Here is a 22,556-nt window from a genome sequence, read left to right on the forward strand (position 1 = left end):
ATCTCGGTCCGGCACCCCCGATCTAGCGGATTCACGCGATGTGCCGGCCCAGGCCGGCTGGCACGGTGTTCTGGAAGGCACTCCGGGTCTTCGGTGATCGGACCGTCCGGTGACCGGATCCGAACCGCCTGTCGATCACGAGGTCAAGGGGGGCCAGATGTCCGTCGTCCTTTCCACCGCGGAGCTGTCCGCAGCCGACCGGAGAGAGCGCTGGCACGAAGCGGTGTCCCAGACGTTCGTACCGCTCGATGTCAATATCCTGGAGGAAGATCCGTCGCCAGGAAGGATCGTCTCCCACCAGTTGGGTGCCACACAGGTGTCGGACGTCCAGGCCGGCTCTCAAGAGGTGACGCGCAGCAAGCGCCTGATAGCCCGGGACGAGAAGGAATACCTCATCCTCACGCTTCAGCGCAGAGGCAGCGCCGTCAAGGAGCAGGACGAGAGAGAGTGCCTGATAGAGCCGGGGGATTTCTCCATCTCTGATTCGTCTCGCGCGTTCAGAAAGATAGTTCAGGGCGAGTTCTGTTTCACCTCCTTTCAATTCCCTCGAAAGGAGCTTCGCGTGCGGGACGAGGACCTGCGGGCGTTGACCGCGAGAGCGTTCTCGGGTCGTGACGGAAGTGCCGCACTGGTGGCGACCTATTTCGCGCGCATGGCGCGCGAAGCAGCGGGCTTCGACGACCTCGTGGGCCGTCAGTTCGTGGCCACCGGCCTCGACCTCCTGGCACTGTTCATCAACGAGCGGCGCGGCCGCTTCAGGCCTCAGGCACCTGAAACCGCCGCGGCCATGATGGTCCGGGTGAAGGACCACATCGTGCAGAACCTCTCCGACCCGGACCTGTCACCCACCGCGATCGCCGCCGCCCACTTCATTTCGGTGCGCTACCTGCACAAGTTGTTCCAGTCGGAGGGAACCACCGTCGGGGAGTGGATCCGCACGGAGCGACTGGAACGGTGCCGTCGGGACCTTCTGCGGTCCCCGGCCCTGGGACTCGGGGTGGCGACCGTCGCCCGACGCTGGGGTTTCGTGAGCCCCAGCCATTTCAGCCGTGTGTTCCGTGCCGCTTACGGCATGGCGCCTCGCGACTGGCAGATTCACGGCCTGTCCGGTGAACGGCGCACGGCTGAGTGACGTTTTCCCGGCGGAACGATTCACGCGGAGCGGCTCACGGAAAGCCCGCGCCGGCCCGCCGGAACCGCCGCCTACGGGATGGGACCTCTGCCCAGTTCTTTCTCGCGCCATGATCCGTGCATTCGGAGACAAGACGCTCCGGCCCCTTGATTTTAGGGTTGTTCAAAGGAAACCCGCTCCTGCAGCCCTTGTTGGGGAATGAAATGATCCAGCCTCCAGCCTCGGTCATGTGCATGGTGACCGTGCTCGTCAGTGTCCCGGACGAGCTGCCGGCCCCGCTGCCTGCGGAGCTGCACTACGACATGTCCGATCCCTACGCCGTCCGACTCTCCCTCGGCGCGCCCGCGGCCGGACCCGTGCACTGGGTGTTCGCCCGCTCGCTGCTCACGGAGGGCCTGCGCCGGCCTACAGGTGCCGGGGACGTGCTGGTGATTCCCCGTCACCGTTGCCATCCGAACTCCGTGCGCGTCGTCCTGCGGTCCGCCGCCGACGCGGCGCTGATCGACATCGCGGAGTCAGCGGTCGCCGCGTTCGTGCGGCGGACGGTCTCGCTCGTGCCTCCGGGCACGGAGAGCCTTCACATCGACATCGACCGTGCCCTCGCCGAGCTCACCGGCAGACGGGACTGAACCGGCCTGGGCCGAGGGCCTGTGGCCTCTGAGCCCGTTGCGCTGCGGGAACACGTGCCATGCGCCGAGGGACAAAGGACGCCCGCCCACCGGTCCTACGGTGCCATCAGGACTCGTTCGACCAAGGGGAAACACCATGGCATCGCCCGCAGTGGTGGAGATCTCGCGATGGCAGTTCGCCATCACCGCCGTCTTTCACATGAGCTTTCCCGCACTGACCGTCGGTCTCTCCGTCTTCCTGGCCGTGATGTACACGGTCCACCTCAGGACCGGGAATCCGCTGTACCTGCAGATCTTCCGTTTCTGGAAGAAGATATTCGCGGTCGGATTCGGACTCGGCGTGGTCGCCGGTACTGTCATGACCTTCGAGTTCGGCCTCAACTGGGGAAGCTACGCCCACGCGGTCGGACCGATCCTCGGTGTCACGATCGGCATGGAGGTCATCACGGCCTTCTTCCTGGAGGCCGGGTTCATCGGCATCATGCTGTACGGCGACGGCCGGGTACGCCCACGGACCATGGCGCTGGCCTGCTGGATGCTCGTCGTCGGCACCCTGCTGTCCACGACCTGGATCCTGTCCGCCAACAGCTGGATGCAGGACCCGGCCGGCTTCACCGAGGTCGACGGCCAGTTCCGGGCGAGCAACTGGTGGCACGTGCTGTTCAACCCGGCGTTCGCCTACCGGTACCCGCACATCCTGCTCGCGGTGCTGATCAGCGCCGGTTGGTTCATCGGCGGGGTCGCCGCCTGGTACCTCGTCAAGCAGCGAGCACTGCCCTTCGCCCGTCGCACCCTGTCCATCGCCCTGGGAGTACTGGCGATCCTGATGCCCGTGCAGCTGTACGTGGGCGACGCCACCGCCGCGTTCATGGGCGTCCACCAGCCGGCGAAACTTCAGGCCTTCGAAGGCAACTGGAAGACCGACAACAACGGCTACAACCTGCTCGTGGTGCCCGATGCGGACCACGGCGAGAACAGGTTCCACGTCGAGATCCCGCACCTGGGCGCCGTCATCGGCAAGGACCTCTCCGGAAAGGCGCAGGTCCCCGGACTGCTGCAGACACCCGAGAACGACCGCCCCAACATGTGGTCCGCCTTCTACGGCTTCCGGGCGATGTACTTCACCGCCCTGGCGATGTTCGGCATGGCCTTCGCCGGACTGGTGCTGCGGCTGCGCGGCAGGCTGTACACCGCCCGGAGGTTCCACCGGCTGATGGTCTGGATGGCGCCCGCCGGTGTCGTGGCCATCAGCGGCGGCTGGATCACCGCCGAGACCGGCCGGCAGCCCTGGGTGGTCTACGGCCTGATCCGCACCAGTGACGCCGTCTCCCACCTCTCCCTCGGCGCGGCGATCGCCGGCCTCGCCGGCTTCGTCGCCGTCTACGCGCTGCTGCTCGGGCTGTGGATCCGCTACATCGTCCGCACGGTGCGCACCGGCCCCGAGCACCTGGTCGCCGACGCCGGCACCACCGTCCACCCCTCGGAGACCAGCCATGCTTGAGTACACGTCATACGCCTTGGTCTTGTTCGCACTCGGCGCCTACGTCCTGCTCGACGGCTACGACCTGGGCATCGGCATCCTGAGTCTGTTCGACCGCGACGACCGGCGGCGCAAGGAGTACAACGAGCTGATCGCGACCGCCTGGGACGCCAACGAGAGCTGGATCGTCCTGGCGGGTGTCGTGCTGTGGGCGGGCCTGCCCGGTGTCTACGCCACGGTGCTGCCCGGCGTCTATCTGCCGCTCATCCTCATGCTGCTCGCCATCGTGCTGCGGGGCACGGCCATCGAGCTGCAGAGCGCCGCCTCCGGCTACCGGCGCGGCTGGGGCCTCGTCTTCGGGCTCGCATCGCTGGTGGCCACGTTGTGCCAGGGCCTCGTGATCGGCGCCGTACTGTCCGGACTGCCGCACCGCGGCGGGGTGTTCACCGGGGGCACCTGGGACTGGCTGACGCCCTACAGCGTGCTGTGCGCCCTGGGGCTGGTGGCCGTGTATCTGCTGGCGGGCGCCGCGTGGCTGCAGGACAAGACGACGGGGACCGCCCACGCGTGGGCGGGCCGGCTGGGGCGGCCGCTGATCCTGGCGGTCGCGGTGGCCGGCCTGGTCCTGGGATCCGGACTCCGGCTCGCCGACCCGCAGCCCCTGCGGCTCGACCAGCCGCTCCGCGCGTCCCTGTTCGGCCTCGCGGTGGCGGTGGCCGTGGTCTGCGCGGCGATCGCCTGGTACGGCTTCGGCCGCCGGCCCGACTGGCGTCCGTTCGCCGCCGTGGCCGGTACGGAGGCCGCGGGCCTGCTCGCGCTCGTCGCCGTCACCGCACCCGTCGTCGTCCCGCCCGGCCTGACCGTGCACGCGGCCGCAGGCCCGCACGGCTCGCAGCTGTTCCTGCTCATCGGGGTGGGCGGGTGCATGCCGGTCGTCCTGACCTACAACATCTACGCGTGGTGGGTCTTCCGCGGGAAGTTCGCCCGGCCACCGGCCACCACCGCCGAGGCCGGCCGGCCGTCCGGCACCGCGGCTGCCTCGGGGCAGCCCGCGGCGGTGGTCCCGGCCGCAGGCGACGGTCCATGGGCGGTCGTCGTCGCCCGGCGCGTGCTCCTGACCCTTCTGGCCGTCGGGGTGGCCGCCGTCTCGCAGGACGTCTTCGGTGGCGTGCGGGTGTGGATCGGGCCGGTCGGTGTCTTCGTGTTCGCGTCGACCGCGCTGGCCGTGTGGATCCGGTCCGACCGCCGCTCGGCGGCCGTCGGCGAGTTCGACCTCCAGGCAGCCGAACAGTGACCGTGACCGGCATCCCCGACCATCTCGACCGCCTCGGCCGGGACGACGAACGGCGGCAGCGGGCGGCGGGTCTGCTCACCCTATGGGCGGCGGTCGGCGAACCCGCGTTCCGGCGAGCCGGCACCCTGCGCGGGCTGGCGGCCGCGGGGCATGTGCTGTGGGCGGCGGGGCTGGGCTGGACGGCGCGGGCCGCACTGCGCGCCCCGCACGGTGCTGTGGCCCTGGCTCCGGTGCTCTCCGGTGCGGCTCCGGTCGCCGTCGGGCTGCTGCTGCGCGCGGTTCTGCTCGCGGCGGCCGACCGGGTCGCCGAGGACGGGGCGGCCGCCGTTCAGGATCACCTGCGCGCTCGCCTGCTGCTGTCCGCACTCCCGTCCACGGGCGCGCCCGCCGAGGAGGTGTCCGACGCCGCTCTCGGTGAGGCGCTGGACAGCGAGGTGGGCCGGCTGAGCCCATGGCTGACGACGTACGTCCCCGCCCGGCGGGCGATGCTGCTGGGCAGCGGGATCATTCTGGCCGCTGTCCTGGTGGGCAGTTGGGCCGTCGCGCTGATGCTGGTGCTGGCGACCCCGCTGCTGCCGTTCAACCTGAAGGTGATCGGCATGGGCACCCGTGCCGCCGTACACGCCCAGCTCGGCGCGACCCGGAGGCTGAGCACCCATCTGCTGGACCAGTTGCGCGGACTGCCCACGCTCGTCGGCCTCGGAGCCGGTGCGCAAGCGGTACGCGCGACCGAGGCAGCCGACAGGGAACTGGCCAGGCGCACCAACGCCGTGCTGCGGGTCGCCTTCCTCTCGACCGCCTGGATCGAACTCCTCATCACCGTGGCCATGGCCGTCGTCGCCACGTACTGCGGGCTCGCCCTGCTGGGCTACCTCGACCTGCCGGTGGTCCCGTCCACCATGAGCCTGGGGACCGCGCTGTTCGTCCTCGTCCTGACCCCGGCGTACTTCGCGCCCGCCAGGGAACTGGCCCGCGGCTACCACGCCCGTGCCGAGGCCTCCGCGGCGGCCGAGCTGATCGCGGAGATCATCGACCGGACCGCCGTCACACCGGCCGGCGGCCCGCCGGCCCGCGTGCACGCCGTGCGCCCGCCGAGCCCGGCCGGTGTGCTCCTGGAGGAGGTGACGGTCCGGTACCCGGATCGCGACGACGCGGCCCTGACCGACGTCACCCTGACCGTGCGGCCGGGTTCCGTCGTGGCCGTCAACGGGCCCAGCGGCGCCGGAAAGACAACCCTGCTCTCCGTGGCGGCAGGTCTGCGCGAACCGGACCGCGGGCGGTGCCTGCACACCATCGGTTCCGCGGCCCTGCCCGCCTCACCGACCAGGACGGCATGGGCCGGACAGCCCTCCTACCTCCTCCCGGGCACACTGCGCGACAACCTGCTGCTGGCGCGGCGCGGCGCCGACGACGAGCAGCTGACCGCGGCGTTCGCGGCACTGGGCTTCGAGGACCTGCTGAACACGCTCCCCCAGGGACTGGCGACCCCGGTCGGCGAGCGCGGCTGGGGGCTGTCCTCCGGGCAGACGCAGCAACTGGTCCTGGTCCGGGCTCTCCTCCACGACACTCCGCTGCTGTGCCTGGACGAACCCACCGCCCATCTGGACCCGGACGGCGAGGCCCGGATCATCGGCGCCATCCGGACACTGGCGCGCACCCGCACCGTGCTGCTGACGACACACAGCCCGGCACTCCTCGACACCGCCGACGGCATCGTGCGGTTGAGCCAGGGACGGGTGTCCCGGATCAGGGAGACGCTGTGACCGCGTTCAGGCTGCTGTGGACCACGGCGGACCACCGGGCACGCCGCGACCTGCTGTTCGCGGCGGTGCTCGCCGGGACGGCCGAACTGTGTGCCGCCGGTCTGCTGGGGGTTTCCGGCTGGTTCCTGACCTCCTGCGCGGTGGTCACCGCGCAGGCGAACACCACCTGGTCGTGGATGTATCCGTCGGGGACGGTCCGCGCTCTCGCCCTGGGCCGCACCGGTCTGCGCTACACGGAGCGCCTGGTCAGCCATGGCGCTCTGCTCGGTGCGACCCTCTCACTGCGTTCACGGCTGGTCCGCGCCGCGACCACCGTGCCCGCACGCGAACTGCGCACCCACCGTGACGGCGCCCTGATGGGCCGGCTCACCGGCGACGTCGGCGCGGTGGGCGGGATGGCCGGCCAGGTCGTCCCGCCGCTGGCCGGGATCGGCCTGACCGCCACCGTCGTCGTCACTCTGCTGATGGCGGCGAGTTGGCCGTCGGGTGCGGCCGAACTGCTGCTGCTCGTGCTCTCCGCGGCCACGGCAGTGACCGCCGAGCGGCGGACCCGCGGCCATCAGCGGACGGCCGCGGAAGCCTGGGCCGCTGCCCGTACGGGGCTGCTCAGCGCGCGCTCGGCTCTTCCGGAACTGCGCTGCCTGGAGGCGGTCGACCTGGTCCGGGAGCAGGTCGCGCACGAGGTCGGCCGAGCCCGGCGGGCCGAGGCCGCGGCGGATTCGCTGATGCGCCGGTCCAAGCTGCTGCTGCGGTTGCCGGCCGTGGCCGGCCAGACGGCGGTCCTGGTCCTGGCTCTGTCCGGTCCTGTCCTCACCCAGCCGGCTGCCGACGCCATCGGCGAGGTGCTGCTGGTCGCGGCCGCGTACGAGCTGATGGAGGCGCTCCCTCAGGTGCTCCGCGACCACGGTCTGGCCGCCGAAGCCGCCCTGCGGCTGACGGACCTGGCGCACCGCGTCCTCCCGGACGAGGCGCCGACCATGTCCCCGTGGAAGTCGCCGCTCGCGGGCGCGGCAGGAGCGCCCCTGGTGGCCCGCCACCTGCCCGTGGGCGTCGGCGACGACCGCACCGGGTGGTCCGCGGTGATCGAGCACGGCAGCGTCGTCATGGTGACCGGACCCAACGGCAGCGGCAAAAGCACCCTGTTGGAGACGCTGGCGGGGCGCATCTCCCCCGCCGCTCCCGGGTCGGTGCTGCTCGACGGCCTCCCGGTCGAGTCCCTGCCCGCCCGTGCGATCGCCGATCGCCTCACCCTCGTCGAGGCAGAGGACTGGATCGCCGACGCTACGATCGCCGAGAACCTCCGGCAGGCCGCCCCGGACGCGGACGACGACGCGCTTCGGGCCGCGCTGACGGCTGCGGCCTTGGAGCGGCTGCCTCTCGACACCCCGACGGGCCCCCTGGGCCGTGCGCTCTCACAGGGTCAGCGACGCCGCCTGGTGATCGCGAGAGCGGTCCTGCGGACACCGGCGGTCCTCCTGCTCGACGAGCCGACGACCGGCCTCGACGCGCCCACGGCGGCGCGGATGCTGACGGGCGTGCGTCGCGCCCTGCCGGACAGCGCCCTGGTGATCGCCCTACCGGACCGGCACGACGACCTGATGCCCTTCGCCGCCACCCAGGTCCTGCGGCTGGAGCTCACTCCCCGGGCGGCGATCGTGGATCAGCCGGAGCACCCACGCCGACGGCTCCGCCGCTTTCCATGACCAGGCGTAAGGCCTTCTCGAATTCAGCCTCGAGGGACGAACGGTGCACCGAGAGGCATTCCTTGGTGCAGTGGACGGCAAGTACCGATTTCAGACGTCGCTACCTTACCGACAGGACCGTGAAACGAACGACGAGGGGCACACCGAGCGGAGGTTTTCGTGAAGATACGGACCAAACCCATTCTCGAAATGTGGAAGTGGCAAGCCGACGCCGCATGCCGCGGCATGGACAGCTCCGTCTTCTTCTCGCCCCACGGTGAGCGGGGCCTTGCACGCCGGCGGCGCGAGGAATCGGCACGTGCGATCTGCCGGACCTGCCCGGTCAGCTCTCCCTGTGCTCTCTTCGCCGAGGCCTCTCGCGAGCCTTACGGCGTATGGGGCGGCTGTACGGAGGCGGAACGCCACAGTCACCACGCGACCAACTCTTAGCCTGACTCCACGACCGCATCCGGCGTCCTCCCCTGCTGGCCCTGTCTGGCGCGCTGAATACACATCCGGGTGAAAGCGAGGACCTCGTCGGCGTGATCGGCGGGCTTGGGGGTGCCCCACGACGCCAGCTGGCACACGACGGTGCCGACCCGGGCCGCGGCGACCATCCCCACCTGGCCGCCAGAGGGGGCGTGGTCGATGAGGGCCATGCTCTCGTCACCGATCTTCGGCATCGCCAGGGATTTGACGCTGCCCTGATCGATGTCCCACGCCGACAGGATGTCCGAGCGGTTGAGTTGCTTCGAGGCCGAGGCTGCCGTCCCGAAGAAGTCCATGTCCAGGGTGATGCCGTACTCGGGCCCCGTGAGTTCTATGCTGCCGGAGAGCGGGTCTTCCTCCCAATAGGGTTCGTTTGCCGACCAGCCGGCAGGCAGGGCGGACTGGTCGGGCATGACCACCTTCGCGACGTTCCTGGTCCTGATCGGCTCCAGTTCGGGCTCTTTTTCGGCCTCCGGGGCAGTGGTCGATTCGGTGGGGCGCGTGGCCGGTGAGTCGTTGATGCTGATCGCTTGCACCGTGCCATATGCACCCAAGGCAAGTAATGAGGCCAGCACGATGACGGCAGCGATGAGAGCAAGGTATGCGCCGCGTGATTTCGTGATCGTCAACGGACCGATGTTGATGGTGCCCTTCACGGTGCTGCTGCTGACGCTGACCGTCTGTACGGTCACATCCCTGCCCGCATGGAGCGTGTTCTGTGTCGCAGCGGTCTCCAGCCGCATCGCAAAGGCCGGATCGTCGGCGAGAGCCCCTGTCAGGACCGACCGCACCCGGCTTTCCGCTTCGGATGATCCGGGCTGGCTCCTGATCGAGTTGCGCCAGTGCCGCACGGCCTTCTTGAGATTCGCGGAGCCGGTCCCTGACCAGTCGGGACACCTCCTCGCCGGCTGCCGTTCCCACGCTGGTGCCCGCGCTCGTTGCCAGGCCGCTGATCATCTGCATGACGACCGATGCCAGGTCAGCCGCTTCCATGCGTACCCTCCACCCGTATGACAGCCGTGGTCGGTAGGGGCCCTACCCTTCCTCTTCGACTTGACCACCACTGAGCACTGTGCATCGTGAAGGTGCAGGTCACCCGCTCGTGCCGGTCGAACTGGTGCGAGACGGAATGCGCCTGAGCCCCCTGGATCAGGGGGCTCAGGCGCATCCGGTGCGCGTCCCGTGGGGCAGGCGGTCCCTGCTCTCAGGACGGTGGCCTTGTCCAGGCCGGGTCGCCGGCCGAGAGGCGGTGGGTGGTCACCGAGGTGACCGCGAGGAGCAGCAGGGCCAGGCCGAGGGTGAGCACGAGGTGGCCGTGCAGCACCAATTGGGCCCCGACGAAGGCGCCGAGGAGCATCGCCAGCACGGACAGGATCCGGCGGCCGGGCCGTGGCGCCGCACCGCCGGCGGGGGTGGAGTCCGCGGCCAGCCCGGTCAGGGTCAGGGTGAGCACGGTCGTGGTGAGATCCGGGACGCCGAGGCGTCGGGCGACCGCGTTCTGCAGCCCCATGCCGAGCCCGAGGAACACGATCAGGGTGTACTGGACCCCGGTGGTGACCCGCCCGTCGGTGACCATGGCGGCGGCCACGGTGACGGCGACCAGGACCGTCTGCACGGCGGTGGCCGTCTTCAGCAGGTTTGCGCGGTGCGTCGCGAACCGGGTGCCGATCCTGCCCCCGGCGAGCGCGCCGAGGAGGAACGCCGCCAGCGCGACGATGGAGGCGAGCGCGGAGAGGTTCGCGGCGCCCACCAGCGCGAATCCGAGAAACACCACGTTGCCCGTCATGTTGGCGACGAAGACGTGCCCGAGCGCCAGATAGCTCACCGCGTCGACCAGGCCGGTGACCACCGTCAGCGTCAGCATCAGGGGAGGCAGCGGGCCGTGGCGGTCCTCTCCTCTCGGTACAAGTGTGCGTGCCGCGTCATTCAGCAGCCTGCGCATACCGCTTCCTTTCCGTTGCGGCGGGGGGACGGTGCAGCACGACGCGGGTGAGCAGTCCGCTCACCGGGCCGGCCACGACCGCGGGGAGGACGACCCACAGCGGCCAGGGCGTGATGCCCAGCGCCTGGTCGAGCGACCACCGGCCGGGCCCGGTGAGGGCCAGCGCCGCGGAGACGACGACGAGGACCATCGGGTATTCGTAGCCGTCGTTCTGCACCCACAGCCCCTTGGGCCGTTTGACCGTGCCCGCGACCGTCATCACCCCCATGGCGGCCATCGCGGCCAGGGGAGTGAGCAGTCCGGCGGTCAGGAACAGGCCGGCACCGATCTGACTGGCACCCGCGACGATCGCGGTCAGCCGACCGCCGCGGAACCCGTCGTGGCGGAACTCCTCCGTCCCGCCCGCCAAGCCGTGGCCTCCCAGCCGGTAGCTCACCTTCTGAACTCCGTGACCGGCGACGAGGAGTCCCGTCACCAGCCGGAGGACCAGCAGTCCAGCGTTCATCTTCTCCTGCCTGTTCCTGACACTCTGTCCGTGACTGCCCTACGAAGGTGCGGGGATCAGCCGGCGGCGTGGGCGCCGATGACGGCCTGCGCGTAGACCACGCCGAGGCCGTAGGCGCCGGCGTGCTCCTTCACCACGTCCATGACCGACATGTAGGTCTCGCCGCGAGCCCAGTCGCGCTGGAGCTCCAGCAGCACCTGCACCCAGGTCACCGGGACCGCGCCGCCCTGGACCATGCGCTGGACGGCGTGCTCGTGGGCCTGGGGGCTGACGCCGCCGGACGCGTCGGTGACCACGTAGACCTCGTAGCCCTGCGCGAGGGCGGAGAGCACGGGCAGGACGACACAGACCTCGGTCCACAGGCCGGCGATGACCAGCTTCTTACGGCCGGTGGCCTTGACCGCCTCGACGAAGTCGACGTCCTCCCAGGCGTTCATCGTGGTGCGGTCGATGATCTTCCGGTCGGGGAAGACCTCGGGCAGCTGCGGCATGATCGGGCCGGAGAAGGACTCGGCGGCCACGGTGCTCAGCACGACCGGCACGTCGAACGCCCTGGCGGCCTTCGCCAGGCCCACGGTCGAGTTGATGATCGCGGTGCGGTCGCCGCTGCCGGTGCCGAAGAACATCTGCGGCTGGTGGTCGATGAACAGCACCGCGCAGTTGTCCGGGGTGAGCAGGTCGGGGCTGGGGGCCGCGGTGACCTCGGAGACGTTGACCATGACGGTGGCCTTTCCATGTGTGTGGTGATCGCGGACGGGCGTCCGCTGTCGAACGCGACCGCGCGGTGGGCGGTGCGAGTCGGGGTGGCGTCCCGGGAGGGGCGGCTCGTGACCGTGCCCCTCCCGGGAGGTCGGGGAGAGAGCTGCGGTTCAGAGGGAGAAGCAGGGGTCGAAGAACGTGCTCGCGGGCCCGGGGGTGAGGCCGCGGCGGACACGCCACTGGCGGTGCTGCTCCGACTCGGCGACGGCCTGGCCGAGCAGTTCGGCCTGGCGGGCGCCCGACAGGCCCGTACCGGGTGTGGCCTGGTAGCCGCCGAAGTGCGCCACCGGGCTCCACTCGGGGCTGACCGGCGGCAGTTCCTCGTCCAGGCCCGCGTACTCGGCGCTGGCGTAGACGATCCGGCCGCCGACGACCGTCAGCAGGGACTCGATGTGCGCGATGTCCGGCTCGGGCACGGTGAAGTAGTCCTCGGACAGGACGGCCAGGTCACCGAGGAAGCCCGGACGCAGGACGCCCTTGACGCTCGTCTCCCCGGTCAGCGCGGCACCCGCCTCGGTGAACATCGCCAGCGCGGTTCGCCGGTCGACCCGGTTGTGCGGCGGGCGGACGACCAGGTCGCCGACGGTGCGGCCGGTGACGAGCCAGTGCAGGGCGACCCACGGGTTGTAGGTGGAGACCCGGGTCGCGTCGGTGCCGGCGCCGACGGTCAGGCCGCGCTCCAGCATGGCCCGGACCGGAGGGGCGTCCGCGGCGGCACCGGGGCCGTAGCGGCGTACGAACGCCTCACCCTGGAAGGACAGCCGGTTCTGCACGGACATCGCGCCGCCGAGGGCGGCGATGCGGTCGAGGCTGTCCGCGGAGACGGTCTCCGCGTGGTCGAACAGCCACCGGTTGCCGGCCGGGAAGAGCCCTTCCGCGGCGAGCTTCTCGAAGACCGCCAGATCCCGGCGGATGGTCTCGTCATAGGTGGCGTGCAGCCGGAAACCCCAGCCATTTTCCATGAGCAGGCGTACGGCCTTCTCGAATTCCGCCTCGTAGTCGCCCAGTTGCGGGCGTGGCTCGGCGAAGTTCTCGAAGTCCGCCGCCGCCCACGTCAGATTCTCGCCCGCACCGTTGAGGCGCAGCCATTCGTCCCCGTCCTCGGGGCGGGCCATCTCGATCCAGCGGGTGAGATCGTCGATTTCCTGACCTGCGGTCTGCGGGAAGAGGTGATAGGCGATGCGCAGCGACAGCTGACCGGCCTTCGCCAGTTCCACGACCGTGCTGTAGTTGTCGGGGAAGTTCTGGAACCCTCCGGCCGCGTCGATCGCCGACGTGAGGCCGAACCTGTTCAGTTCCCGCAGGAAATGACGGGTGGAGGTCTTCCTGTCCTCGCCCTCCAGGACCGGGGCCTTGGCCAGGGTCGAGTAGAGGATGAGGGCGCTGGGGGCGGCCAGCAGCATGCCCGTCGGCTCACCGTCCCGGCCCCGTACGATCTGGCCGCCCTTGGGGTCGGGGGTGTCCCGGGTGAAGCCGGCGGCCTTGAGAGCCGCCCGGTTGAGCACCGCCGCCTGGTACAGGTGCAGGACGAACACCGGGGTGTCCGGCGCGGCGGCGTTCAGTTCGGCGACGGTCGGCAGCCGCCGTTCGGCGAACTGCTCGGCCGACCATCCGCCCACCACCCGCACCCACTGGCCCTTGGGGGTGCGGGCGGCCTGCTCGCGCAGCATGGCCAGGCCCTGGCGCAGTGTGGGGACGCCGTCCCAGCGCAGCTCCAGTACGTAGTTGAGCCCGCCCCGGATGACATGCAGATGCGCGTCGTTGAGGCCGGAAACCATCCGGCGGCCGAGCGCGTCGACCACCTTCGTGTCCGGGCCGACGTGGGGTGCGACGTCGTTGTCGTCGCCGACGACCGTGATGACACCGTCGCGGACGGCGAGCGCCTCGGCCTGCGGGCGGACCGGGTCCGAGGTGTGGATCTTCGCGTTGCGGACGACCAGGTCCGCGGCGTTGTCGGTGGCGCGGGGAACCAGCCCACCGACCGGCATCGTGGACACCTTTCGGCAACCTCCTGCGGGATGAACGGCGTCGCATGCGTCTGCATCGACTTCCGTGTGCGTCGACAGCGGCGGGTCCGCATTCCGGGGCGGGCTGCCGTGCACTGCACAGGCCCCGCCCCCGGCGCCTCGACTGCTGCACCGCCAGGCTATTTCGAGCCGAAGCGTCCCTATGTCCCGGCAGTGCACCGGACGCGTTCCGACAGTGCACTGACGGTCCGTGCACTTTGAGGACAACTCCCGTGCACTCGTGGACGATCGCCGTCACCGGAAGCGGCTTAGCGTGGGGATCGACGACTCATCAGATCCCTGGGTCTGATGCGGAAGTCGACTCACCGCGCCCGCGCGCCCGGCGCGCCACGCCACATGATCTGGGGAGACACACATGTCCGACGCCGTAGAGCCGGTTCAGCCGGTCCTGGAGCCGGCCGCGGCCGCGTTCGCCGAGGCCACCGCCAACCCGCCCTACCTCTTCGACCTGCCCCCGGCGGAGGGCCGCAAGGCGGTCGACGAGGTGCAGTCCGGTGAGATCGCCAAGCCGCGGATCGACGAGGAGTGGATCACCGTCGACGGCGGTCCGACGGGCAGTGTCCGGGCCCGCGTCGTCAAGCCCGCCAGCGCCGAGGGGACCCTGCCGGTGATCCTCTACATCCACGGCGCGGGCTGGGTGTTCGGCAACGCCCACACACACGACCGCCTGGTGCGCGAACTCGCCGTGGGCGCGAACGCCGCCGTGGTGTTCCCCGAGTACGACCTGTCACCCGAGGTCCGCTACCCCGTCGCCATCGAGCAGAACTACACGGTCGCGAAGTGGGTCGTCGAGCAGGGCGCTGCCAAGGGCCTGGACGGCTCCCGGCTGGCGGTGGCCGGCGACTCCGTCGGCGGCAACATGACCGCCGCGCTGACCCTGATGGCGAAGGAACGCGGCGGCCTCCCGCTCCTCCAGCAGGTGCTGTTCTACCCGGTGACCGACGCGAACTTCGGCACCGGCTCCTACCACCAGTTCGCCACCGGCTACTTCCTGCGCCGTGACGGCATGCAGTGGTTCTGGGACCAGTACACGAGCGACGAGGCCGAGCGCGCCCAGATCACCGCCTCCCCGCTGCGCGCCACCACCGAGCAGCTCACCGGCCTGCCTCCCGCCCTGGTGATCACCGGTGAGGCCGACGTGCTCCGCGACGAGGGCGAGGCCTACGCCAACAAGCTGCGCGAGGCCGGCGTCCCGGTCACCGCCGTGCGCTTCCAGGGCATCATCCACGACTTCGTCATGCTCAACGCCCTGCGCGAGACCCACGCCGCCGAGGCCGCCATCACGCTGGCCACCGGCACCCTGCGCAGCGCGCTGCACGCCGGCTGACAGCGCGCTCCGCGCCCAGACCCGAGCGGTGCGACGCGGGGCCGTGCGGACGGACTCCCTTCACGGCGTCCGTCCGCGCGGCCCTTTCGTCATGGATCAGGGCGGGACCCCGCGCCGGCCCCGGTCACCGACGCGGCACCGTGACCACAGCGACCAGGCTCGCCAGAACCACACCGGCGACGAGCGCGGGCGCCGGGGACCAGGCGGCCGCCAGGACACCGGCCGCGGCGAGGGGAAACAGAACGCGTTCGGCCACGCGCTGTCGGTGTGGCCGCAGGTGCACCATCCAGACCGTCATCAGGAAGACGGCCGCCGGCCCAGTGACCGCGGCGCCGGCCGCGGCCGGTGAGGTCCCGGTGTGCCGTGTGACGTGATCGGCGTACGCGGCCAGGCCGGCGCCCTCGGCGGTGGCCGAGGCGAAGATCAGGTAGTGACCGTACGCCCAGGGGAATCTCCTGCGGTCGACCTGGTGTGTCGTGGCGAGCAGCGTGTGCGCGGGCCGGGCGAAGTACAGCCACCACATGGCGTAGGCCATGAGCAGTCCGCCGGCCGCCAGCACATAGAGCGAACCGGTGCCGTGATGCCGGTCGAAGGCGCTGCGGACGGCGACGGTGGCGGCCGCTACGGACTCGCCGAGGACGATGAGGGTGAACAGTTCGTAGCGCTCGGCGATGTGACGCGGATGCCAGGGCGTCATCCCGGCGGACTGCGCCCACACGGGAACGGCGACCTCAGCCGCGATCATCACCACGATGCCGCCCAGCCGCACCGACGCCGGGACGAAGAGCAGTCCCACCCAGCCGAATTGGCATGCCGTCACTCCCGCGGCGAAGCGGAGCGTGGTGCTCCGCCGAGCGGGATCGGACAGGGCGGCACGCAACCACAGCGCGGCGAGCGCCGTCCGCAGCACGAGGTACCCGAGCGTGATGACGTGCAGATCCCCGTCCTCGAACGCGCGGCGCACTCCGGCGGCCAGGACGAGCGATCCCGTGATCTGCACCAGCACCGTCAGCCGGTACGGGACGTCGTCCGGGTCGTAGGCGGAGGCGAACCACGTGAAGTTCATCCACGCCCACCAGATGGTGAAGAAGACCAGCGAGAAGCGCAGCCCACCGCCGGCGTAGTCCCCTTCCGTCAGTGCCCCGCGCAGGCTCGTGGACGCCTGCGCCACCGCGACCACGAAGCACAGGTCGAAGAAGAGCTCCAGCGAGGTGGCGGACCGGTGCGGCTCGCCGGGGTCGCGGCCCACCATGGTGCGCCGCCGCCTGGCTCCCGGGTCCGCCCGCAGGGTCGGGACGCGGTTCAGTGGAGGGCTCCCGGGGCCGCCTCGATCGCCCGGTGGAAGGCGGGACAGGTGTAGATCATGTGCCGAAGCCGGTCGACGGGTACCGCCGCGTGGACGGCCGCGCTCAGCCCGTACGACACCTCCCCGCCCGCCGGCCCCGCCGAGGCCGCACCGGCCGGCACGCCCCGGCCGGCGTCCTCGACCACCACGTCCAGTCCCGCTTCGGCCGGCGTGTCGGCGACGTACCCGCCGCCCTCCCCCAGCACGAGGACCACCACGTCCGCCTGCTCGTCCGTACTCATGCCTCTCCTCGTTCCGCCGGCCCTCCGGCCATGGGTCGTCCCGCCGACGGTAGAGCTGCCGGAGAACCGCCCGAGTCCGCCGGCGCACGGAGGCTTGTCCGAGAGCGAACGCCCGGCACCAGCGCCGGACTCAGTGCGCGGGCAGGCGGCACCGCATGCACTGCGGGTCAAGCCATGCCTCGACCAGGCACCTAGCGTCACCGCAGTACGAACAACACGGCACCGCAGGAGGCGGACCATGACCACCAACCCCCCATCCGTCCACAGCAGCCAGCCCTGGCTGCACCAGAAGGGCGAGGTGATCCAGGAGTTCGGGACCGTCAAGCAGTTCCCGGTCGCCCTGTCCTACGAGGCGCGCATGTACTCATGCCAGCGCCTGAACAAGGTCCTCGCGGACACGCAGATCCTCTACGGCCTCTACAAGAAGCACCACTGGCTGATGCGGGGCGCCACCTTCTACCAGCTGCACCTGGTCCTGGACAAGCACGCGGGTGAACAGCTGGAGATCATCGACACCATCGCCGAACGCGTCCAGTCGCTGGGCGGCGTGGCGGTGGGAGATCCGCGGCACGTCGCCGAGATCACGTCGATCCCGCGGCCCCCGGACGGGGTGGAGGAGGTGCCGGCCATGCTGTCCCGGCTGCTGGAGGCCCACGAGACCATCCTCATCGACGCCCACGACGCCACCGCCCGGACCGCAGAGTGCGGTGACGACGGCACCATCGACCTGCTGGTCTCGCAAGTGATCAGGACCGGCGAACGGCAGGCGTGGTTCCTGGCCGAGCATCTGGTCGACACACCGCTGGTGCGTGCCTGACCGACGGTCTGCGGTCACTGTCCCGGCCGATGTGAGCCCTGCCGTCCGCATACGATGCAGCGGAGATCGAAGCCAGCGCTGCTTGACCGGGAGCGGATGATGGATCTGCGGCAGATGGAGGTCGTCGTCGCGGTGGCCGACGCGGGCGGTTTCACGGCGGCAGCACGGCGGCTGCACGTGGTCCAGTCCGCCGTGTCCAGCACGGTCCGCGCCCTCGAACGCGAACTGGGCACCCCCTTGTTCGACCGCACCACACACCGCGTCGCCCTCACCCCGGCCGGCGAGGCGTTCGTCCCCGCCGCACGCGCGACGCTCCGGGCCGCCGAGCTGGCACGGGAGGCCGTCGACGCCGTACGGGGGCAGCTGCGCGGGCGGGTGACGGTCGGCACGATGCAGGGGGTGTGGGCCGGACTCCACCACGCCCTGGCCGCGCTGCGTGCCGAGCATCCGGGCGTGGTCGTGCACCTGCGGCAGGCGGCCGTCGCCGACATCCGGCAGGCACTGCGCGACGGCACGGTGGACCTGGCCGTGGTCGCGCTGGACCGCCAGCAGCAGCGCGGGCTCGCGACCCGGCTGCTGTCCCGCGAGGACATGGTGCTGCTGGCGGCGCCCCGGCGGGTACTCGCCGGGGCCACGCCGAACGGCGAGGTCCGGCTCGCCGACATCGCCCGGTTGCCCCTGGTGGACTTCACACCCGGCTGGGCCATCCGCTACGCGGTCGACCGGGCCTTCCGGGCCGCGGGCGTCGACCGCAGCACGACGTTCGAGGTGAACGACATCGGCGCGGCGGCCGAACTGGTCCGGGGCGACCTGGGCGTCTGCATCATGCCCAAGTCGATCGCGGACCGCTTCCCCGATCTGTCCCAGTACCGGTTCGACCGGTACGCACCGACCTGGAAGATCATGGTGGTACGGCCGCCCGGCGAAGCACCCCCGGCGGTCGCCGCGCTGCTGCGCCACATCACCTGACCGAAGCGGGAACGCCGCTCGTCCTCCCGGCCGTCACGCCGTCACCGCGCCGAACGTCGTGCCGGACCGCGTGCCTTCTCCTGCCCGCGAACGCACGGCGGCTCAGGACTCAGCACCTCTGCTCCCATGATGAGGGCATCCCGAGAGGAACGCTGTGGGACCACTTGCCGTGCACGCACGGTCATCCTGGCCGCGCGGTGAACTTCTACCGTTCGAGAACCACTCGATCACCGGACAACCGGAGGAACCTTGCAATTCGGGATCTTCAGCGTCGGCGACGTCACACCGGACCCCACCACGGGACGGACCCCGACCGAGCACGAGCGCATCAAGGCCATGGTCGCGATCGCCCAGAAGGCCGAGGAGGTCGGACTCGACGTCTTCGCCACCGGCGAGCACCACAACCCACCGTTCGTACCCTCGTCGCCGACCACGATGCTCGGCTACATAGCGGCGAAGACGGACAAGCTGGTCCTCTCCACCGCCACCACCCTCATCACCACCAACGACCCGGTGAAGATCGCCGAGGACTACGCGATGCTCCAGCACCTGGCCGACGGCCGGGTGGACCTGATGATGGGCCGCGGCAACACCGGCCCGGTCTATCCCTGGTTCGGGCAGGACATACGGCAGGGCATCAACCTCGCCATCGAGAACTACAGCCTGCTGCACCGCCTGTGGCGCGAGGACGTCGTGGACTGGGAGGGCAAGTTCCGCACCCCCCTGCAGGGCTTCACCTCCACGCCCCGCCCGCTGGACGGCGTACCGCCCTTCGTCTGGCACGGCTCCATCCGCTCCCCGGAGATCGCCGAACTGGCCGCGTACTACGGCGACGGCTTCTTCCACAACAACATCTTCTGGCCCGCCGACCACACCAAGCGGATGGTCGAGCTGTACCGGACCCGCTACGCCCACTACGGGCACGGCACGCCCGAGCAGGCGATCGTCGGCCTCGGCGGCCAGGTGTTCATGCGGAGGAACTCCCAGGACGCGGTGCGCGAGTTCCGCCCCTACTTCGATGTCGCGCCGGTCTACGGCCATGGACCCTCCCTGGAGGACTTCACGGCCCAGACGCCGCTGACCGTCGGCTCCCCGCAGCAGGTCATCGAGAAGACGCTCACCTTCCGCGAGTACGCCGGCGACTACCAGCGCCAGCTGTTCCTGATGGACCACGCCGGGCTGCCGCTGAAGACCGTCCTGGAGCAGATCGACATGCTCGGCGAGGAGGTCGTACCAGTACTGCGCAAGGAGTTCGCCGTCGGACGCCCGGCGGACGCGCCGGAGGCGCCGACCCACCAGTCCTTGCTCGCGGCGACTGCGGAAGCCACTCCGGCAGCCGCTTCGGCAGCCGCTTCGGAAGGGACGACCGCCGCATGAAGCTCGTCGCCGTATCCGCGGGCCTGAGCACCCCCTCCTCCACCCGCCTGCTGGCGGACCGTCTCACCGACACCGTCCGCGACGAGCTCGCCGATCAGGGCCACAAGGCGGACGTGGAGGTCATCGAGTTGCGCCCCCTGGCTGTCGCCATCGCCAACAACCTCGTCACCGGGTTCCCCCCACCGCAGCTGGCCGACACGATCGAAGCGGTGACGAGCGCCGACGGCCTGGTCACCGTGACACCGGTGTTCAGCGCCTCGTACAGCGGGCTGTTCAAGTCCTTCTTCGATCTGATCGATCCGGGCGCCCTCACGGGCAAGCCGGTCCTGATCGGAGCGACGGGTGGCACTCCCCGTCACTCTCTCGTGCTGGAACACGCGCTGCGCCCGCTCTTCACCTACCTGCGGACCGTGGTCCTCCCGACCGGCGTGTACGCGGCGTCGGAGGACTGGGGTTCAGGCAGCGACGCGCACACCGAGGGCCTGCCCGCGCGCATACGCCGGGCGGGCCGGGAGATGGCCTCGATCCTGGTCGCCAGAGCCGCCGATCCCCTGCCCGAGGACGACCTCACCTTGGCCAGGAAGCAGCTCTCCGATCTGCGCTTCGACTGAGCGCGCCCCATGGCATCCCGGTCAGCCAACGGCGCACGAGGGCCAACGTCCTCCACGGCTTCGCGGGCTTCGGCATCCGGCCGACCAGGACTGGTCGCCCCGGTTGCACACCTGCGGCCCCACCACCACGCGCCAGGCCGAGTCAGGGCGGCCGAGGCGGGACAGCGCGCCGCGCAGCCGAGCGGCCGGGACCGCGGCGAGGGCGGCTGTGGCCGACGGCAGCGGCGCTGACTCCTCGTTCTCATCGGCCCCATCGGTCACGGAAGCGAGCCGGCTCGTCACGGCCGGGCGGCACCCGAGCGGTCTCAGCGCCGGGCGGAGAAGGGTGGCGGTGGTGATGGCCGCCGTCACGCCGGCAGACCGTCAGCCGCCTTGCTCTCTGTTGCCAGGTACTGGCCCCAGGGGGTGCCGGCAGCCGCCGCCAGCACCAGCCGTTCATGGGGCGGCTCCGGTCCGACGGGGCGCCAGACGAGGTCCGGGTCAGCGGCCGAGCCGCTGCGGGGCCGGAGCGCGACGAGAGCGTCCTCGCTGATGAGCCGGTGGCGGAACAGCGTATGGCTGCCGTGATCGTCGGAAACCGTGTCAGGAGTCCACCCGTGCTCGCGCAGGCGCGTGAGGACGGCGGCCGCAAAGCCAGGGGCTCGTTCCGAAGGAAACCAGAGCAATCGCTGGCCGCGCAGTTCGGACCAGGTCAGTTCCGGTCGGCCGGCGAGGGGGTGGCCGGCGTGCAGCACGACGCCGAGCGGCTCGTCGTTGAGTGTGCACAGCTGGAGGCCCGAGGCAGTCACGGGCATGCGCAGAATGCCGAGGGCCAGGGTGCCCGCGCGCAGCCGATCGCCTTGCAGCCGGGAGTCGATCCGCTCGTAGGCGAGTCGCAGCGGCCGGCCGAGCGTGATGGCCCGCTCGGCTGTGGCGAGCACGGCACGCGGCACGCCCCGGCACACCCCGACGGTCACCGTCGGGGCTTCGGCGCGTGCTGCCGAGATCGACGAACTCAGCTCGCCGAGCGCCCGGTTGACGCCGCCCAGCAGCAGCCGCCCGGCGCCGGTCAGTTCCATCCCCTGGGGCAGACGGCGGAAGAGCTCCCTGCCGATGCGTCGCTCCAGCAGCCGGATCTGCTGGCTGAGGCTGGGCTGGGCGATGCGCAACCGCCGGGCCGCCTCGGTGACGGTGCCGGCCTCGGCGACAGCGGCGAAGTACCGCAGGTGCCGCAACTCCACGCCGGAGAGCTCATCCATGCCCCGCCCACCCACCCTGATCACCGGCCATAGGTGCCAGCCTATAGGCGGGTCACGAAGCCGGACTTGGCGCTGTCGGAGCGGCCTGCCTTTGACTTGAGGCATGTATGTGATCGTGCTCAAGTACCACGCGCCCCTGGACACCATCGACGCGCTCAAGGACGCCCACTACGCCAACCCCGACGGTGTGTTCGCGAAGGGGATGGTGCGCTACGCCGGACCGTTGGAGCCCCGTACCGGCGGGTTGATCATCGCGGACGGCGAGCCGTCGGAGATCGAGGCGGCCGTCGCTTCCGACCCGTTTGTCACGCAGGGCGCGGCCACCGCCGAGATCCTGCGGTTCGAACCCAGCTGGACGCCATCCCCCTGAAGATGCGGCGGCGCGCCGGCCGAACCGCTCAACGACCCGACGTCGCCCCGGCGAAGAGGTCTCGGCTTCGGGAGCATGACGAACGCCGCCAGAAGCCGTCCACAGATGCTCGCCAACGGCGCCGCCGCTGTCGCCGTCGTGCTGTGGGCCTCCGCCTTCGTGGCGATCCGCAGCGCGGGAACCGCGTACTCGCCGGGCGCGCCGGCGCTCGGCCGGCCTGCCCCGGGTGCCCTCACCTCTGAGCGTCATCTCGGCCGTACGGTGGGAAGGGCTGCCACCCAGGTCCGCCTGGCGCGGAATCCCGCTGTCCGGCCTGCTGCCGTTCGGGTTCCGCATGGTTGCCCTGAACTGGGGCGAGCGACGGACGGACGCCGGCAGGCCCTCGTCATGGCTGCTGCTCGGCGAGGCGCCGGAGGCGCTGATCCTGGTGGGTGGCCTGCTGTGCCTCGCCGGTGTGACGGTGTCGCGCTCCCGGGCGGACGGCTCCCGGTCGGCTTCGGTCGCGGCCGGGAGCCGCGGCCCGAGAGAGCCCCTGACCTGTCGTCACACCACCGGCGC

21 protein-coding genes and 1 pseudogene are annotated in these 22,556 nt (G+C 70.7%); 14 read left to right on the forward strand and 8 right to left on the reverse strand.

Annotated features, from left to right (window positions below):
* The first annotated feature begins 157 nt into the window (after nt 1-157).
* The 7 genes from R2S09_RS18350 (at nt 158) to R2S09_RS18380 (ending at nt 8,430) form a co-directional block, all read left to right on the forward strand.
* Nucleotides 158-1,132 (forward strand): helix-turn-helix domain-containing protein, encoded by a 975-nt coding sequence (locus tag R2S09_RS18350; protein ID WP_316742090.1) that lies wholly within the window; start codon nt 158-160, stop codon nt 1,130-1,132.
* Nucleotides 1,133-1,335: 203 nt separating this feature from the next.
* Entirely contained in the window at nt 1,336-1,761 is a 426-nt protein-coding gene (locus R2S09_RS18355) for an SsgA family sporulation/cell division regulator (RefSeq protein WP_306190890.1), read from the forward strand.
* A gap of 136 nt (nt 1,762-1,897) precedes the next feature.
* The gene (locus tag R2S09_RS18360) at nt 1,898-3,262 is read left to right on the forward strand and encodes a cytochrome ubiquinol oxidase subunit I (RefSeq protein ID WP_316742092.1); all 1,365 of its coding nucleotides are present in this window, start codon (nt 1,898-1,900) and stop codon (nt 3,260-3,262) included.
* The gene (locus R2S09_RS18365) at nt 3,255-4,535 is read left to right on the forward strand and encodes a cytochrome d ubiquinol oxidase subunit II (RefSeq protein ID WP_316742093.1); all 1,281 of its coding nucleotides are present in this window, start codon (nt 3,255-3,257) and stop codon (nt 4,533-4,535) included. Before R2S09_RS18360 ends, R2S09_RS18365 begins: the two co-directional genes overlap by 8 nt.
* Nucleotides 4,532-6,298, forward strand: coding sequence for an ATP-binding cassette domain-containing protein (locus R2S09_RS18370; protein ID WP_316742095.1), 1,767 nt, complete (start codon nt 4,532-4,534; stop codon nt 6,296-6,298). The genes R2S09_RS18365 and R2S09_RS18370 overlap by 4 nt, the downstream gene beginning before the upstream one ends.
* Nucleotides 6,295-8,001 carry an ATP-binding cassette domain-containing protein gene (locus R2S09_RS18375; RefSeq protein ID WP_316742097.1) on the forward strand — a complete coding sequence of 569 codons (1,707 nt, stop codon included), beginning with the start codon at nt 6,295-6,297 and terminating at the stop codon, nt 7,999-8,001. Before R2S09_RS18370 ends, R2S09_RS18375 begins: the two co-directional genes overlap by 4 nt.
* 189 nt (nt 8,002-8,190) lie before the next feature.
* Nucleotides 8,191-8,430: a WhiB family transcriptional regulator gene (locus R2S09_RS18380; protein ID WP_316742235.1), complete on the forward strand. Its 240-nt coding sequence runs from the start codon at nt 8,191-8,193 to the stop codon at nt 8,428-8,430.
* Here the strand turns inward: R2S09_RS18380 and R2S09_RS18385 are convergent.
* The 5 genes from R2S09_RS18385 to R2S09_RS18405 all read right to left on the reverse strand — a co-directional run bounded on the left by R2S09_RS18385 (nt 8,427) and on the right by R2S09_RS18405 (nt 13,672).
* Complete coding sequence (locus R2S09_RS18385; RefSeq protein ID WP_316742099.1) at nt 8,427-9,320, reverse strand: hypothetical protein; 894 nt, start codon at nt 9,318-9,320, stop codon at nt 8,427-8,429. The genes R2S09_RS18380 and R2S09_RS18385 overlap by 4 nt on opposite strands.
* Before the next feature lie 353 nt (nt 9,321-9,673).
* Nucleotides 9,674-10,411, reverse strand: coding sequence for a YoaK family protein (locus R2S09_RS18390; protein ID WP_306190895.1), 738 nt, complete (start codon nt 10,409-10,411; stop codon nt 9,674-9,676).
* A complete protein-coding gene (locus R2S09_RS18395; protein WP_316742100.1) occupies nt 10,392-10,916 on the reverse strand; it encodes a DoxX family protein in 525 nt (174 codons plus the stop codon). The genes R2S09_RS18390 and R2S09_RS18395 overlap by 20 nt, the downstream gene beginning before the upstream one ends.
* A 56-nt stretch (nt 10,917-10,972) precedes the next feature.
* Nucleotides 10,973-11,635, reverse strand: a complete 663-nt coding sequence (locus R2S09_RS18400) for a hydrolase (RefSeq protein WP_306190897.1) — start codon at nt 11,633-11,635, stop codon at nt 10,973-10,975.
* A gap of 150 nt (nt 11,636-11,785) precedes the next feature.
* Nucleotides 11,786-13,672: an amidohydrolase gene (locus tag R2S09_RS18405; protein WP_399144111.1), complete on the reverse strand. Its 1,887-nt coding sequence runs from the start codon at nt 13,670-13,672 to the stop codon at nt 11,786-11,788.
* A gap of 385 nt (nt 13,673-14,057) precedes the next feature.
* On the opposite strand from R2S09_RS18405, the gene R2S09_RS18410 reads away from it, so the two are divergent.
* Nucleotides 14,058-15,029: an alpha/beta hydrolase gene (locus R2S09_RS18410; RefSeq protein WP_316742102.1), complete on the forward strand. Its 972-nt coding sequence runs from the start codon at nt 14,058-14,060 to the stop codon at nt 15,027-15,029.
* 124 nt (nt 15,030-15,153) lie between these two features.
* On the opposite strand, the gene R2S09_RS18415 is transcribed toward R2S09_RS18410, so the two are convergent.
* Complete coding sequence (locus tag R2S09_RS18415) at nt 15,154-16,281, reverse strand: low temperature requirement protein A (protein WP_316742104.1); 1,128 nt, start codon at nt 16,279-16,281, stop codon at nt 15,154-15,156.
* A gap of 50 nt (nt 16,282-16,331) precedes the next feature.
* A complete protein-coding gene (locus R2S09_RS18420) occupies nt 16,332-16,616 on the reverse strand; it encodes a hypothetical protein (RefSeq protein WP_316742105.1) in 285 nt (94 codons plus the stop codon).
* Between the two features lie 238 nt (nt 16,617-16,854).
* Between R2S09_RS18420 and R2S09_RS18425 the strand changes: the two genes are divergently transcribed.
* From R2S09_RS18425 to R2S09_RS18440, 4 genes are all read left to right on the forward strand, one after another.
* Nucleotides 16,855-17,433, forward strand: a complete 579-nt coding sequence (locus R2S09_RS18425) for a Dps family protein (RefSeq protein WP_306190902.1) — start codon at nt 16,855-16,857, stop codon at nt 17,431-17,433.
* 99 nt (nt 17,434-17,532) lie between these two features.
* Nucleotides 17,533-18,402, forward strand: coding sequence for a LysR family transcriptional regulator (locus R2S09_RS18430; protein WP_316742106.1), 870 nt, complete (start codon nt 17,533-17,535; stop codon nt 18,400-18,402).
* Nucleotides 18,403-18,651: 249 nt separating this feature from the next.
* Entirely contained in the window at nt 18,652-19,779 is a 1,128-nt protein-coding gene (locus tag R2S09_RS18435; protein WP_316742108.1) for an LLM class flavin-dependent oxidoreductase, read from the forward strand.
* Nucleotides 19,776-20,390 (forward strand): FMN reductase, encoded by a 615-nt coding sequence (locus R2S09_RS18440; protein ID WP_316742111.1) that lies wholly within the window; start codon nt 19,776-19,778, stop codon nt 20,388-20,390. Before R2S09_RS18435 ends, R2S09_RS18440 begins: the two co-directional genes overlap by 4 nt.
* Nucleotides 20,391-20,737: 347 nt before the next feature.
* Here the strand turns inward: R2S09_RS18440 and R2S09_RS18445 are convergent, their stop codons facing one another.
* Entirely contained in the window at nt 20,738-21,628 is an 891-nt protein-coding gene (locus R2S09_RS18445) for a LysR family transcriptional regulator (RefSeq protein ID WP_316742113.1), read from the reverse strand.
* A gap of 103 nt (nt 21,629-21,731) precedes the next feature.
* On the opposite strand from R2S09_RS18445, the gene R2S09_RS18450 reads away from it, so the two are divergent.
* Both R2S09_RS18450 and R2S09_RS18455 read left to right on the forward strand, forming a co-directional pair.
* Nucleotides 21,732-21,998 (forward strand): YciI family protein, encoded by a 267-nt coding sequence (locus tag R2S09_RS18450; RefSeq protein WP_306190907.1) that lies wholly within the window; start codon nt 21,732-21,734, stop codon nt 21,996-21,998.
* A gap of 75 nt (nt 21,999-22,073) precedes the next feature.
* A pseudogene (locus tag R2S09_RS18455) lies at nt 22,074-22,378 on the forward strand (EamA family transporter); the annotation flags it as partial.
* Between the last annotated feature and the right edge of the window lie 178 nt (nt 22,379-22,556).

It is taken from the genome of Streptomyces sp. MK7 (genome assembly GCF_032658145.1).
GTDB lineage: Bacteria > Actinomycetota > Actinomycetes > Streptomycetales > Streptomycetaceae > Streptomyces > Streptomyces spiralis.